This is a genomic window from Rhodoplanes roseus, assembly GCF_003258865.1.
Classification (GTDB): Bacteria; Pseudomonadota; Alphaproteobacteria; order Rhizobiales; family Xanthobacteraceae; genus Rhodoplanes; species Rhodoplanes roseus.
This window is the reverse complement of the sequence record NZ_NPEX01000157.1, coordinates 1-13,598: the sequence shown is the minus strand read 5'-3', so window position 1 is coordinate 13,598 and position 13,598 is coordinate 1. Positions and strand designations below refer to the sequence as shown.

Annotated in this window: 12 protein-coding genes; 8 read left to right on the top strand and 4 right to left on the bottom strand. The window is 69.5% G+C overall.

The genetic code is table 11. The annotated features are described in order from the left end of the window. Nucleotides 1–77 precede the first annotated feature (77 nt). Nucleotides 78–1,733: an ATP-binding protein gene (locus CH341_RS19845; protein WP_170149724.1), complete on the bottom strand. Its 1,656-nt coding sequence runs from the start codon at nt 1,731–1,733 to the stop codon at nt 78–80. A gap of 392 nt (nt 1,734–2,125) precedes the next feature. Between CH341_RS19845 and CH341_RS19840 the strand changes: the two genes are divergently transcribed. From CH341_RS19840 to CH341_RS19805, 8 genes are all read left to right on the top strand, one after another. Then, nucleotides 2,126–3,487, top strand: a complete 1,362-nt coding sequence (locus CH341_RS19840; RefSeq protein WP_111420716.1) for a 2-hydroxycarboxylate transporter family protein — start codon at nt 2,126–2,128, stop codon at nt 3,485–3,487. A 162-nt stretch (nt 3,488–3,649) separates the two neighbouring features. Next, on the top strand, nt 3,650–4,690 hold the full coding sequence (gene citC / locus CH341_RS19835) for a [citrate (pro-3S)-lyase] ligase (RefSeq protein WP_111420715.1): 1,041 nt from the start codon (nt 3,650–3,652) through the stop codon (nt 4,688–4,690). Nucleotides 4,691–4,755: 65 nt separating this feature from the next. Then, the gene (citD, locus tag CH341_RS19830) at nt 4,756–5,049 is read left to right on the top strand and encodes a citrate lyase acyl carrier protein (RefSeq protein WP_111420714.1); all 294 of its coding nucleotides are present in this window, start codon (nt 4,756–4,758) and stop codon (nt 5,047–5,049) included. After that, entirely contained in the window at nt 5,046–5,918 is an 873-nt protein-coding gene (gene citE / locus CH341_RS19825) for a citrate (pro-3S)-lyase subunit beta (protein ID WP_111420713.1), read from the top strand. Before citD ends, citE begins: the two co-directional genes overlap by 4 nt. Nucleotides 5,919–5,932: 14 nt before the next feature. Beyond that, complete coding sequence (gene citF / locus CH341_RS19820; RefSeq protein WP_111420719.1) at nt 5,933–7,450, top strand: citrate lyase subunit alpha; 1,518 nt, start codon at nt 5,933–5,935, stop codon at nt 7,448–7,450. Further along, entirely contained in the window at nt 7,450–8,013 is a 564-nt protein-coding gene (gene citX, locus CH341_RS19815) for a citrate lyase holo-[acyl-carrier protein] synthase (protein ID WP_111420712.1), read from the top strand. Before citF ends, citX begins: the two co-directional genes overlap by 1 nt. Continuing rightward, a complete protein-coding gene (citG, locus tag CH341_RS19810) occupies nt 7,976–8,932 on the top strand; it encodes a triphosphoribosyl-dephospho-CoA synthase CitG (protein ID WP_111420711.1) in 957 nt (318 codons plus the stop codon). The genes citX and citG overlap by 38 nt, the downstream gene beginning before the upstream one ends. A 65-nt stretch (nt 8,933–8,997) precedes the next feature. Beyond that, nucleotides 8,998–9,582 carry an RBBP9/YdeN family alpha/beta hydrolase gene (locus CH341_RS19805; RefSeq protein ID WP_111420710.1) on the top strand — a complete coding sequence of 195 codons (585 nt, stop codon included), beginning with the start codon at nt 8,998–9,000 and terminating at the stop codon, nt 9,580–9,582. A gap of 164 nt (nt 9,583–9,746) precedes the next feature. Here CH341_RS19805 and CH341_RS19800 read toward each other — a convergent pair whose 3' ends face one another. Genes CH341_RS19800 through CH341_RS19790 form a run of 3 tightly spaced genes read right to left on the bottom strand, consistent with a single transcriptional unit; the run spans nt 9,747 to nt 13,532 of the window. After that, entirely contained in the window at nt 9,747–11,495 is a 1,749-nt protein-coding gene (locus CH341_RS19800) for a CocE/NonD family hydrolase (protein ID WP_210208465.1), read from the bottom strand. A 21-nt stretch (nt 11,496–11,516) separates the two neighbouring features. Then, complete coding sequence (locus tag CH341_RS19795; RefSeq protein ID WP_111420709.1) at nt 11,517–12,641, bottom strand: ABC transporter ATP-binding protein; 1,125 nt, start codon at nt 12,639–12,641, stop codon at nt 11,517–11,519. Nucleotides 12,642–12,656: 15 nt separating this feature from the next. Continuing rightward, nucleotides 12,657–13,532 (bottom strand): carbohydrate ABC transporter permease, encoded by an 876-nt coding sequence (locus tag CH341_RS19790; protein ID WP_111420708.1) that lies wholly within the window; start codon nt 13,530–13,532, stop codon nt 12,657–12,659. Between the last annotated feature and the right edge of the window lie 66 nt (nt 13,533–13,598).

The window sequence follows — 13,598 nt, the reverse complement described above, 5'->3', positions numbered from 1 at the left end:
GCGAAGCGCGTGGCGGGGAGGGGTCGGGGGTGGGGGGCAGCCGCGCACACGAGCCTGAGTGATCTCCACCGACCTGATCACTCCGGCGGCGCCTCCTCGCCGCACAGCGGCAGATCGAGCGTGAACACCGCGCCGCCCTGCGGACCGTCGGCGGCGGTGAGAGAGCCGCCGTAGATGCGGGCGATGTCGGCCGAGATGGCGAGGCCCAGCCCGAGGCCGCCGCCCGCCTTGCCCTTGGTGGTGAAGAAGGGCTCGAAGATCCGCGTGAGGATGTCGGGCGCGAAGCCCGGTCCGTTGTCCCGCACCGTCAGGATCGCCCGTCCGTCGCGCGCCGTCCAGGCGATCACGGCCACGGCGCCGCTGGTCGCGCGCGTCGCGTCGAAGGCGTTGGAGACCAGGTTCACCAGGATCTGCTCGATGCGCACCGCATTGGCATGGACGTGGATCGGCGCCTCGGACGGCTCGAGCAGGATCTTCATCGGCTCGCGGTCGTGGCGGTGGCCGAGCAGCGCCAGCGCGCTCTCCACCGAGCGGCCGAGGTCGACCACCTCGCGCTCACCGCCGGTGCGCCGCGCGAAGGAGCGCAGCCGGCTGGTCAGGATGCCCATCCGATCGACGAGCCGCACGACGCGCTCGAGATTGCCCCGCACCGTCGCCTCGTCGCCGAGATCGAGGAAGCGCACGGCGTTCTCCGACAGCGTCGACAGGGCGGCGAGCGGCTGGTTGAGCTCGTGGGCGATGCCGGCCGAGAGCTGGCCGATCACGGCCAAGTTCTCGGTGCGGATCAGTTCCTCCTGCATCGACTTCAGTTGCCGGTTCGCCTGGGCGCGCTCCTCGACCTCGGCCTGCAGCGCGGCGTTGGCGATGCGCAGCTCGGAGTTGCGCGCCTCCACCTTGTCCTCGAGATTTTCGTAGGCGCGCTCCAGCGCCTGACGCGCCGCGTCGCGCTCGACCAGATAGTTCCGGAAGACGTCGACGGCCGCCGCCATGCGGCCGATCTCGTTGGAGCCTTCGAGGCCGGCCACCGACACGGTGCGGTCACCGTCGGCGAGACGCCGCATGGTCTCGGTGATCCGCTCGATAGGTCGGCCGATGGAGCGCACGACGATCACGACGAAGGCGGCCATCAGCACCAGCGCGCAGAAGAACAGCGTCAAGTTCAGCCGCATCGCCTGCTGGAAGGTCGCCACCGCCTCGGCGCCGGAGCGGTCGGCCCCGGCATTGTAGAAGGCGATGGCTTGGTTGATCGCCGCGTTGACCTCGTCGAAGGCGAAGCGCGACGGCCCGTTGACCAGCGCCGAGATCTGGGCCGCCGACAGCGTGCCGAGATCGGTGCGGATCTCGCGCTCGGCCGCCAGATAGGCCTCCCAGGCCGCCATCGCCTCGGCGAAGCGTTGCGTCTCGACCGGATCGGTCAGCCCCTTGGAGAAGCGCTCACTCAGCTCGGCGACGTCGTCGCGTCGCCGCTCCGCCGCGTCGAACACCGCGGCGCGGTCGGCCTCCGGCGTCAGGATAGCGCGGATGAAGCGCAGCCGGTGGCTCGCCATCACGTACTTGATCTCGGACAGCGCGTGCACGGAGGGCAGCCAGCGAGCGTAGAGGTCCTTGGTGGCGCGGTCGACGGTGGCGAGCGCCTGAAGCGACGACAGGCCGACCGCCGTGAGCAGCAGCAGGCTCAGCGCCATGGCGACGATCAGCCTGGCCCGGATGGTGACGTTGGAAAACCAGTTCAAGCTGCAACTCCCGGGCTGCGGCCCCGATCCGGCGAGGTCGACACGCGGCGCGATCTTAGGCGCGCGGGTCGCGGCGCGGCAACGACGCGCGCCGAGGTCGCGGTTTCTCCTCAGGGGCCGATTTCCGGATTCTCGGAAATCGCCGCCTCGGCACGTCCGGGCATCCGGCACTCCGGCGTCCGCAGTCCCCCTGATGCGGCCGGGAAATGCCCGCACTGTGAGGGGCTTGCGATGTCCGCACCGGGTGGCACGGCGATTGCCGAACACCATGGCGTCGGAGAGTCCAGCGCCGTCGACATCGGGCGCTGCGGGAGGCCGAGGGGTCGGACCCGCGAGCAGAAGGCCGGTCCGACCGGCGTGACGAACGTGAACATCGGGAGATCGTCGTGACGATGCAATTGGATGGATCGCTGTCGAATCTGGCCGACGCCGCGGCTGGCCCGGCAAAGCCGCGGGCTTCGTGGCTGGAGCTCTGGTGGAAGGTCGTCGACTTCAACATCGGCGTGGTGCCGCTGCCCATCTTCGTCGTGCTGGTCGGTCTGATCGGCTACTACTCCTGGATCGGCAAGCTCTCCGGCGAGATCACGATGGCGATCGGCCTCCTGTCGGTCGGCGGCTTCGCCTGCGGCGAGCTCGGCAAGCGCACGCCGATCCTCAACAAGGTCGGCGCGGCCGCGATCTTCGCGACCTTCATCCCCTCGGCGCTGGCCTTCTATAACATCCTTCCCTCCGAGGTGGTGCGGGTCACGACCGAGTTCTCCAAGCAGAGCCAGTTCCTCTATCTGTTCATCGCCTGCATCATCGTCGGCTCGATCTTCGCGATGGACCGCCAGGTGCTGATCAAGGGGTTCCTGAAGATCTTCGTCCCGCTCGCGGCCGGCTCGGTCGCGGCCGGCATCGTCGGCACGCTGGTCGGCGTCGCGCTCGGCAAGTCGGCCTACGAGACCTTCTTCTTCATCGTCGTCCCGATCATGGCCGGCGGCGTCGGCGAAGGCGCCATTCCGCTGTCGATCGGATACGCGGAAATACTGCATCAGCCGCAGGGCGAGCTGTTCGCCACCGTTCTGCCTTGCGTGATGCTCGGCAGCCTCACGGCGATCCTGCTCTCCGGCGCCCTCAACACCCTCGGCAAGCGCTATCCGCACCTGACGGGCGAAGGCCAGCTCCAGCCCGGCGTCGCCAACGACGTCGCCGCGACCGAGAAGCGGGTCGACCCGTCGACCATCGGCCCCGGCGTCGTCGCCGGCGCGCTGATCACGGCCTGCACGTTCTACCTGGTCGGCATGCTGGTCTACCGGCTCACCGGCCTGCCCGGCCCGGTCGCCATGCTGTTCCTCGCGGTGGCGATCAAGCTCGGCCGCCTGGTGTCGCCCAAACTCCAGGCCGGCGCCGGCGTGGTTTACAAGTTCTTTCAGGTGGCCGTGACGTTCCCGCTGCTGTTCGCGGTCGGCGTCTCGATCACGCCCTGGGACAAGCTCGTCGCCGCCTTCAACTTCACCCATCTGGCCATCATCGTCTCGACCGTGGTGACGCTGATGGGAACGGGCTTCCTGGTCGGCCGCCGGATCGGCATGTATCCGATCGAATCGGCGATCGTGAACGCCTGTCACTCCGGCCAGGGCGGCACCGGCGACGTCGCCATCCTCACGGCCGCCAACCGCATGGTTCTGATGCCGTTTGCGCAGATCGCCACCCGCATCGGTGGTGCTATCACTGTCACCGTGGTGTTGATCGTCCTGGCGCATATCGTCTGAGGAGTTTTGCGTAGACCGGCGCGTGGCATTCTCGCGACGCGCCGGCAGTCTTCGAGCGGAGCACGATTCGGACGGATTGATCGTGCAGTCCCGCGAGACGCGTCGAAGCCGTAGTTTCCGATTCGCCGCGTATCGGGGCCCGCTCAACCGAGAGCTGAAGTGATGACCGACGACCTCCTGTCCTACACGATCGACCCGGCGCTCCAGCCGGACGAGCGCGAGGACATCCGCACCTTCCTCGCCAAGTGCGGGCTCGACTACGAGATCGGGGTGGAGGCCTTCGTGGTGTTCCGCCGCAAGCGGCACCTGGTGGCGTGCGCCGGCCTCGAGAAGAACATCGTCAAGTGCACGGCGATCGATCCGGAGATGCGCGGCGAGGCGCTGGGGCTGCGGCTGCTCACCGAGCTGATCCACCTCGCCCAGGACCGCGGCCACAGCCACCTGTTCCTCTACACGAAACCCGACTGCGTCGAGTTCTTCCGCTCCTGCGGGTTCTACCTCTTGGCCGAGGTGCCCGGCCTGGTGGCCCTGATGGAGAACACGCCGATCGGCGTGAAGGCCTATTGCGACCGGCTGAAGCGGCTGCGCCGCCCGGGCGCCGTGATCGGCGCCGTCGTGATGAACGCCAACCCGTTCACGCGCGGCCATCGCTATCTGGTCGAGCGCGCCGCCGCGGCGTGCGACTGGCTGCACGTCTTCGTGGTCGCCGAGGACGTCTCGCTGATCTCCTACCGGGACCGCTACGCGCTGGTCTCCTCCGGCATCGCCGACATCCCGCGCGTGACGCTGCATCACGGCTCCGAATACATGGTGTCGCGGGCCACCTTCTCGGCCTACTTCTTCAAGGAGAAGGGCATCGTCGGCGACTGCTGCACGGCGATCGACCTGTTGATCTTCCGCGACCACATCGCGCCCGCGCTCGGCATCACGCACCGCTTCGTCGGCACCGAGCCGTTCTGCCCGACGACGTTCAAGTACAACGCCGACATGCGCCACTGGCTGCGCGGCGACGTCTCGCCGTCGCCCGCCGTCGAGGTGGTCGAGATCGACCGCACCGAATGCGAGGACGTGCCGATCTCCGCCTCGGAGGTCCGCCGCCTGCTCGCCGCAGACGACTTCGCCCGTATCCGCCGTCTCGTTCCGGCGACCACGCTGGAGCTGCTCGAGACGAAATACCGCGCGCCCCGATCGTCCGCCGCCTGAGAGCCCGACGCTCCCGGCCGGCGCCCCTTCGTCGCGCGAGACAGACTCCCGAAAGGACGACATCGATGAAGATCGTGAGAGAGGCCCTGGCCGGGACGCTCGAATCGAGCGACCTGATGGTCAGGATCACGCCACGCGACGGGGAGCTCGCCATCGTGCTCCAGAGCGAGGTGATGCACCAGTTCGGCGCCCGGATCGAGGCGGTCGCGCGCGAATGCTTGGCGAAGCTCGGCATCACCGAGGCGCTGGTGGTGATCGAGGACAAGGGCGCGCTCGACTGCGTGGTCGCGGCGCGCGTGCAGACGGCGGTGTCGCGCGCCGTCGACGAATGGACCGCCGACTGGAGTGCCCTGTCATGAGACTGCGCCGCAGCATGCTGTTCCTGCCGGGCGCCAACGCCGCGATGCTCTCGACGGCGTTCGTCTTCAAGCCCGACACGATCATGTTCGACCTCGAGGACGCCGTCTCGCTGCGCGAGAAGGACGCCGCCCGGATGCTGGTGTTCCACGCGCTGCAGATGCCGGTCTACGGCGACATGGAGACGGCGGTGCGCATCAACCCGCTGTCGACGCCGTTCGGGCTGAAGGATCTCGAGGCGGTGGTGCGGGCCGGCGTCGACGTGGTGCGCCTGCCCAAGACCGACACGGCGGACGACGTGCGCGCCCTCGAGGCCGAGGTCGAGCGCATCGAGCGCGACTGCGGCCGCGAGGTCGGCTCCACCAAGCTGATGGCGGCGATCGAATCGGCCTCCGGCGTCGTCAACGCGGTGGCGATCGCCACGTCGTCGAAGCGCCTGGTCGGCATCGCGCTCGCCGGCTTCGACTACGTGATGGACATGCAGACCGAGCGCGGGGACGGCAGCGAGCTCTTCTACGCACGCTGCGCCGTGCTGCACGCCGCCCGCTTCGCCAAGATCGACGCCTTCGACGTGGTGTTCTCCGACGTCAACGACGACGCCGGATTCCTGAAGGAGGTCGACCTGATCAGGCGCCTCGGCTTCAACGGCAAGTCGCTGATCAATCCGCGCCAGATCGACCTGCTGCACAACGCCTTCGCACCGACCCAGGAAGAGGTCGACTACAGCCGCCGGGTCGTCGCCGCCGCCGAGCAGGGCGAGAAGCAGGGCCTCGGCGTCGTGTCGCTGAACGGAAAGATGATCGACGCCCCGGTGATCGAGCATGCGCGCGTGGTGCTGCGCCGTGCCGAAGCCTCCGGCGTGCGCCAGTGACCGAGGACGATGCCATGACCGCAGCCATCCGAGAGCGCCTCCGCGGCGCGCCCCTTCCGCAGGGCGTCGCGCCGTTCGCCGGCGTCACCGCCAACGCCCCGCATCTCGCCACCCGCGAGACCAAGTACGGTCGCAAGCTGTGCAACAGCCTGGAGGACGCGATCCGCGCCTCCGGCCTGAAGAACGGGATGACCATCTCGTTCCACCACGCCTTCCGCGAGGGCGACAAGACCATCAATCACGTCGTCGATACGCTCGCCGCGATGGGCTTCCGCGACCTCACGCTGGCGCCGTCGTCGCTCTTGTCGTGCAACGCGCCGCTGATCGAGCACATCAAGTCGGGCGTCATCCGGCGGATCTACACCTCGGGCATGCGCGGAAAGCTCGCCGAGGCGATCTCCAACGGCCTGATGGAGGAGCCCATCAACGTGCATTCGCACGGCGGCCGCGTCCACCTGATCGACCGCGGCGAGCTGACCCTCGACGTCGCCTTCCTGGCGGTGGCGACCGCCGACGCCTTCGGCAACGCCAATGCGGTCTCGGGCCGCTCGCGCTGCGGCTCGCTCGGCTACGCCATGGTCGACGCGGCCCGCGCCAAGACCGTGGTGCTGCTCGCCGAGGAGCTGGTGCCCTACCCAAACGCACCCGCCTCGATCCGCCAGGACCAGGTCGATCTCGTCGTGAAGGTCGACCAGATCGGCGATCCGTCCAAGATCTCGGTCGGCGCGGCGCGCATCACGTCCAATCCGCGCGAGCTGCTGATCGCCCGGCTGGCCGCCGACGTGATGGAGCACGCCGGGTATTTCGAGGACGGCTTCTCGCTGCAGACCGGCACGGGCGGCTCGGCCACTGCGACGGCCCGCTTCATCGAGCATCGCATGATGAAGAAGGGCATCAAGGCGGCCTTCGCGCTCGGCGGCATCACCGGCTCGATCGTCGACCTGCACAAGAAGGGGCTGATCGGCCGCATCCTCGACACCCAGAGCTTCGACGCGGTCGCGGCCCAGTCGCTCGCCGACAATCCGGAGCACTGGGAGATCTCGACCAACACCTACGCCAACCTCACCTCCAAGGGGGCGTGCAGCGACCGTGTCGACATGGTGATCCTGTCGGCGCTGGAGATCGACCTGAACTTCAACGTCAACGTGATCACGGGCTCGGACGGCGTCATGCGCGGCGCCTCGGGGGGCCACTCGGACGTCGCCGCCGGCGCCAATCTGCCGATCGTCGTCGGGCCGCTGATCCGCTCGCGCATCCCCACCGTGGTCGAGCGCTGCACCACCGTGGTGACGCCGGGCGAGACGATCGGCGTGCTGGTGACCGACCACGGCATCGCGGTCAATCCCAACCGGCCGGACGTGTCCGAGCGGCTGAAGGCCGCCGGCCTGCCGGTGACCAGCATCGAGGACCTCTACGCTCGCGCCGTCGCCCTCACCGGCAAGCCGCAGCCGGTCGAGTTCCTCGACCGGGTCGTCGGGCTGATCCGCTACCGGGACGGCTCGGTGATCGACGTCGTCCGCCAGGTGAAGTGATGGACCCGGTGGGCGATCGGCGGGCCGGACCGGCCGTGAGCCTGGAGGCCATGCTGGCGGCCCGTGAGCGGCGGGTGGAGCAGCGCCACGCGGCGTTCGGGCGCCGGCCGGGCGCCGCGGTGGTCACGGTCTCGGTGGTCATGCCGGGGCCGGTGAAGGATTGCGGCCTCAGCCGCCGCACCGCCGCCGCCGCCCGCGAGTCGCTCGATGCGCTGTTCGCCGCGCGCGGCTGGGACGCGACGACGACGGGGGTCGAGACCGGGCCCACCGGCCCCGAGGCCGTGATCGCGGTCGCGGCGGAAGCGCAGGCGCTGAAGCAGGCGCTGGTGACGCTGGAGGAGACGCATCCGCTCGGGCGGCTGTGGGACCTCGACGTCGCGGCGCCGGACGGCCGCGCGGTGTCACGCCGCGACCTCGGCCTGCCGCCGCGCCGCTGCCTCGTCTGCGACGCGCCGGCGCACGCCTGCGCCCGCTCGCGCGCGCATCCGCTCGATGCGCTGCTGGCCGCCATGGAGGAGAGGCTCGATGCGTGGATCGCACGCGCCGTCGCTCCGGCCGGCTGAGGCCGGCGCGCTTCTTCGTGGCCCGCTCGACCGGGCCAGCGTGGCGCCGGTCGCGGATGTGCTCGCCGACCTGGTCGTCGACGCGCTGCTGCGCGAGGTGCGGCTGACGCCGAAGCCCGGGCTGGTGGATCTCCGCAACACCGGCTCGCATCGCGACATGGACGTGTCGACCTTCGAGGCCTCGGCCGCCGCCATCCGGCCCGGGCTCGCCGGCTTCGTGACGCTCGGGGCCGAGATCGCGGCGATGCCGGCCGAGGCCGTGCTGGATCAGGCGCGGCCGGCCGGCCTCGCCTGCGAGCGCGCCATGCTGGCGGCGACCGGCGGCGTCAACACCCACAAGGGCAGCATCTTCGCCTTCGGCCTCCTGCTGGTCGCGGCCGGGCGGCTGTGGGCCGTGGGCACGCCGCTCGACGCCGACACGATCTGCGAGGAGGTCGCGCGCCTCGCCGACGGCATCGTGGCGCGCGAGCTGCGGCGGCCGGGCGAGCCGCGCACCGCCGGAGAGCGGCTGTTCCGCCGCTACGGCCTCACCGGCGCTCGCGGCGAGGCGCAGTCCGGCTTCGCGACGGTGCGGCACGGCGCCCTGCCGGTGCTGAAGCGCAGGCTGGCGGCCGGCCACGACGACCAGACGGCACTGGCCGCCGCCTTCCTGCACCTGCTCGAGCACAACGCCGACACCAATCTGGCGGCCCGCGGCGGCATCGACGGCCTGATCTGGGCCCGCCGCGAGGCGGCGCGCCTGGCGCGGGCGGGCGGTGTCGACGCGCCCGACTACACGGCGCGCATGCACGCGCTCGACGACGCCTTCATGGCCCGCAATCTCAGCCCCGGCGGCAGCGCCGACCTTCTCGCCGTCGCCTGGACGCTGCACCGCCTCCCGCAGCTTTCGCACTTCGGTCCCACCGCTCGCGCGTGTTGAAGCGGCAGGCCGCGGCGCCTATGGTCCGGGCGATCCACCGCCCGAGACAGCACAGGCCTTCGGAGATGATCGCGAACCTCCCGGGAGGCATACGGGACGCCCTGGCCGACGCCGCGACGCGGCTCGACCTCGTCCTGGTCCCCGGCTTCAAGGACAGCGGACCGGAGCACTGGCAGAGCCTCTGGGAGGCCGGCGTGCCGGTGTTCCGGCGCATCGCGCAGCGCCGCTGGGACAATCCCGACATCGAGCTGTGGATCGCCGCGATCGTCCGCTTCCTGGCCGAGCGCAAGCGCCCCGCCGTGCTGATCGGGCATTCGCTCGGGGCGCTGGCGTCGAGCTGCGTCGCCGCCGACCACCACCCGCTGGTCGCCGGGCTGATGCTGGTCGCTCCCGCCGAGCCGAGCCGGTTCGAGGCGGACGAGCGCGTCCCGCAGGGACCGCTCGGGGTCCCGGCCCTGGTGGTGGCGAGCCACAACGACCCGCTGATGCGGTTCGCCCGCGCCGAGCACTGGGCCGCGACCTGGAGCGCCGAGCTCGCCGATCTCGGCGAGTCCGGCCACATCAATGCCGAGGCGGGCTTCGGCCCGTGGCCGCACGGCCTGGACCTGCTCGCCCGCCTCGTCACCCGGATCGCCGCGACCGCCGCGTGACTCGAAGCGAGGGCTTCCCCCGTTCGTCAGTCGGGGCCGCGCCGAAGGCGTGAACCCGGACTCCAGCGACAAGCTCGACATTCCCGGCTGGATTCCGGGCCCGGCGCTGTGCGCCGTCCCCGGAATGACCGATTTACGAAAGCTCTCGCCGGAGCAGCAGCCGGCTACGGGATGATCGGCAGCAGCAGATAGGCCTGCCGGTCCCGCCCGGTGTGCAGCGTCACGTCGCCGCCGAAGACATGGGCCGGGCGGTCGCGCGGATCGTCGTGGCGGAACGGGCCGACGCCGGTCCACCCACGGCCGAGCGTCTCCAGGCCGCCGGCCGGCTCGCCGCCCCACTGGTAGTCGCGGCCGCGCACGCTCAGCGCGATGCGGTAGCCCTTGGGCAGCGCCACGCAGGTCGGCCACACCTCGACATCGACCTCGTAGACCTCGCCGGGCGTCAGCTTCTGTTCCTCGTCGTGCGTGTGATACGGCCGATACGGCAGCGTCAGCGCCTGGTCCAGCTTGCGGTGCGAGACGCGCAGCCACCCTTGTGCGATCGGCGTGTGCGGATCGAGCGCGCCCTGGAAGACGATCTCCTTCATGTCGGGCGCGAAGGCGCGCACCACCAGGAACAGATCCGCATCCTCGGTCGCCGACGACACGAACAGTTTTGCCGCGATCGGCCCGGTGATCTCGGTGTCGCTGGCGAGCGGCTTGGTCATGAAGGTGACGCCGTCGCCGAAGCCCGCGTAGGTGACCTGGCCGGCTGCGGCGGACGCCTCGGGCGACAGCGCGAAGCTGTCGGTGTCGAGATAGTATTTGGTCCACTGCGTGCGGGCGAGCGGCCACTCGGTCTCGTGCCGCTCGACATAATGCTCGCCGGGATGGCGCACCTGCAGCAGCACGGGCGGCTGCTTGCCCCAACCGGTGTCCTCGCCTTTCAGGAAATGGCCGAAGAACTTCTTCTGCAGCGACAGGCCGTAATCGGTGTAGAAATGCGTCCAGTGCTCGAGGCCGTGGCACTCCAGCCATTTCTGATCCGACGCGGCGCGCACGAAACCCTCGAAGTTGCCGCGCGGATGCAGGCCCTGGCCGCCCCAATTGGCGGAGGACAGGATCGGCACCGCGACCTTCGACCAGTCCGGCATGCGCGACTGCCAGTACTCGTCGGTGTCGAGCTTGTGCGACAGGCAGTCCTCGTAGAAATTGTTGCGGCGGGCGCCGAGCTCCTCCTCGGTCAGCGTCTCGGGGCCCGACACCCAGTCGCCGTTCATGCGGCTGCGGAAGCCGCGGGTGCCGCGCCCGTTCTGCAACGTGTAGACCTGCGACTCCGACCAGCCCTTGGTGAAGCCGTTGCAGAAGATGCCGCCGTGCCAGGCCATGTCGCGGTAGAAGTCGGCCGCGCCCTCCCAGGTGCAGATGGCGGCGAGATGCTTCGGCTGCAGCGCCGCGCACTGCCACTGATTCTCGGCATAATAGGAGATGCCGTTGAGCCCGACCTTTCCGCTCGACCAGGGCTGCTGGCCGGCCCATTCGACGCAAGCCGCCAGGTCCTTCGCCTCCTGCAGCGACCAGATGTCGATGACGCCGGGCGAGCGGCCGCAGCCGCGACTGTCGACCCGGATCACGACATAGCCGTCCGGCACCCACTTCTCCGGATCGACCACCTCCCAGCACTGATACTTGTTGGTGGAGCCGGTGGGCACCTCCGGGTGCGTCTCGCACATGATGCGCCACTGGTCCTTGTAGAGATCGTCGAAATGCAGCCACTTGCCGTACGGCCCGTAGGTCATGATCACCGGATACTGCCCGTCCGCGATCGGCCGGTAGACGTCACAGCGCAGCACGACGCCGTCCGGCATCGGGATCGGCGTGTCCCAGTCGATCCGCATGCCGTCGCGCACGTCGCTCACTTCACGGTAGCTCATCGAGTTCCTCTTCCGGGTTGATCAAACAGACATGCGGGCCCGCACCCGCTCGGGCTCGGCGGTGCCGCGGGCGAGGCGGCGACCGTCCGGGCCGAACAGGAACAGGTGCTCGGCTGGCAGCGTGAGGCCGACCTTGGCACCGGGCTCCAGCGTCGCGGCGGCGAGGCCGGCGACCACGGCCACGAAGGCACGCTCGGTGCCGTCGTCGAAATAGAGGAGCGTGTCCTTGCCGAGCGGCTCGACCAGGCGCACCGGCAGCACCACGTCGCCGTGGCCCTGCGGGTCGACGCCGACATTCTCGGGCCTGATACCGAGCGTCGCCGGGCCGGCCGGCACGGCGTTGCACGACGCCGGCAGCCGTATCGAGAAAAGCTCGGTGCGGAAGCGCGGCGCGCCGCCCTCGTGAAACACCTCGCCGGCGACGAGGTTCATGGACGGCGAGCCGAAGAAGTCGGCGACGAAGTGGCTCACCGGATCCGAGTAGATCTGCATGGGCGAGCCGAGCTGCTCGATCTCGCCGCCGCGCATCACCACGATGCGGTCGGCGAGCGTCATCGCCTCCTCCTGGTCGTGGGTGACGAAGATGAAGGTGCGCTTGAGCACCTCGTGCAGGCGGTCGCACTCCGCCCGCAGCTCGCGCCGCAGCTTGGCGTCGAGGCTGGACAGCGGCTCGTCGAGCAGGAAGGTCGACGGGTTGGTCACCAGGGTGCGGGCGAGCGCGACGCGCTGCGACTCGCCGCCCGAGCACTGCGCCGGCATCTTCGCCAGCAGATGCGTCACCTTCACCATCTCGGCGACCTCGCGCACCCGGCGGGCCCGCTCGTCGGCCGACACCTTCTTCATGCGCAGGCCGAACTCGATGTTCTGAGCCACGGTCTTGTGCGGAAACAGGGCGTGGCTCTGGAACACCATGCCGAGGCCGCGGTCGCGCGGCTCCAGGTCGTTGACGACGCGCCCGTCGATGCGGATCTCGCCGCGCGTCGGATCCTCGAAGCCGGCAATCATGCGCAGCGTCGTCGTCTTGCCGCAGCCGGATGGACCGACGAAGACGATGAACTCGCCGTCCTCGATGGTGATGCTGAGGTCTCTGACCGCGACGACGCTGCCATAGGCCTTGTGCAGGTTGCGTAGCTCGATGCGCGCCATGCCGTCCCCGTACCGCTAACGCCGGACCATCCCGAAGCTGAAGCCGCGTGCGAGGTGCTTGCGGATCATCAGCCCGATGATCATCAGCGGGATGGTGATGCCGACCGCGAGCGCCGCTTGGCGGCCGTAGACCCGGCCCTCGGACGTTCCCTGATACTTGGACAGCTCGACCGGCAGCGTCACCGCGTCGGTCTTGCCGATGATGAAAGCGAGCAGATACTCGCTCCAGGTCAGGATCAGGATGAACAGGAAGGTCGCGACGAGGCCCGAACGGATCAGCGGCAGCACGATCTCGAAGACGACGCGCCAGCGCGAGGCGCCGAGGAGCTCGGCCGCCTGCTCGACCTCCCGCGGCACCTCGTCGATGAAGCTCTTGGTCATCCACACCGCGTAGGGCAGCGTGGTGATGAAGTAGATCAGGATCAGGCCCGTCTTGGTGTCGAGCAGGCCGAGCGCCGAGTAGTAGAGGGAGAGCGGCGCGACCACGACGATGGGCGGCATCATGCGTAGCATCAGGAGCTGGAACATGCGCGCCTCGGACAGGATCTTGTGACGCGACGCCCCGTAGGCGATCACAGCGCCGAAGGCGACCGACAGCGCCGTCGCCGTGCAGGCGATGATGGTGGAGTTGGCGAGCGCCACCAGCGGCTTCTGGAACGACTTGATGTACTGGGTCTGGGCGTATTCCTCGACGCCGAACCAGACGTTCATGTAGTTCGACAGCGTCGGCGGATCCGGAAAGTACACGGGCGGCCAGGCGAACCACTGGGTGTCGGGCTTGAACGACGTCGCCACCATCCAGTAGATCGGGAACACGACGAAGGCGCCCCACACCGTGAGCGCCCCGATGCGCCCGGCCGTGGCGAGACGGCGGCGTTGTGATTTGGTCATGGGGCGCTCCTCATTGGATGTTCGGAGTTCCCGCGGGTCCACCCTCCCCTGGAGGGGGAGGGTCGG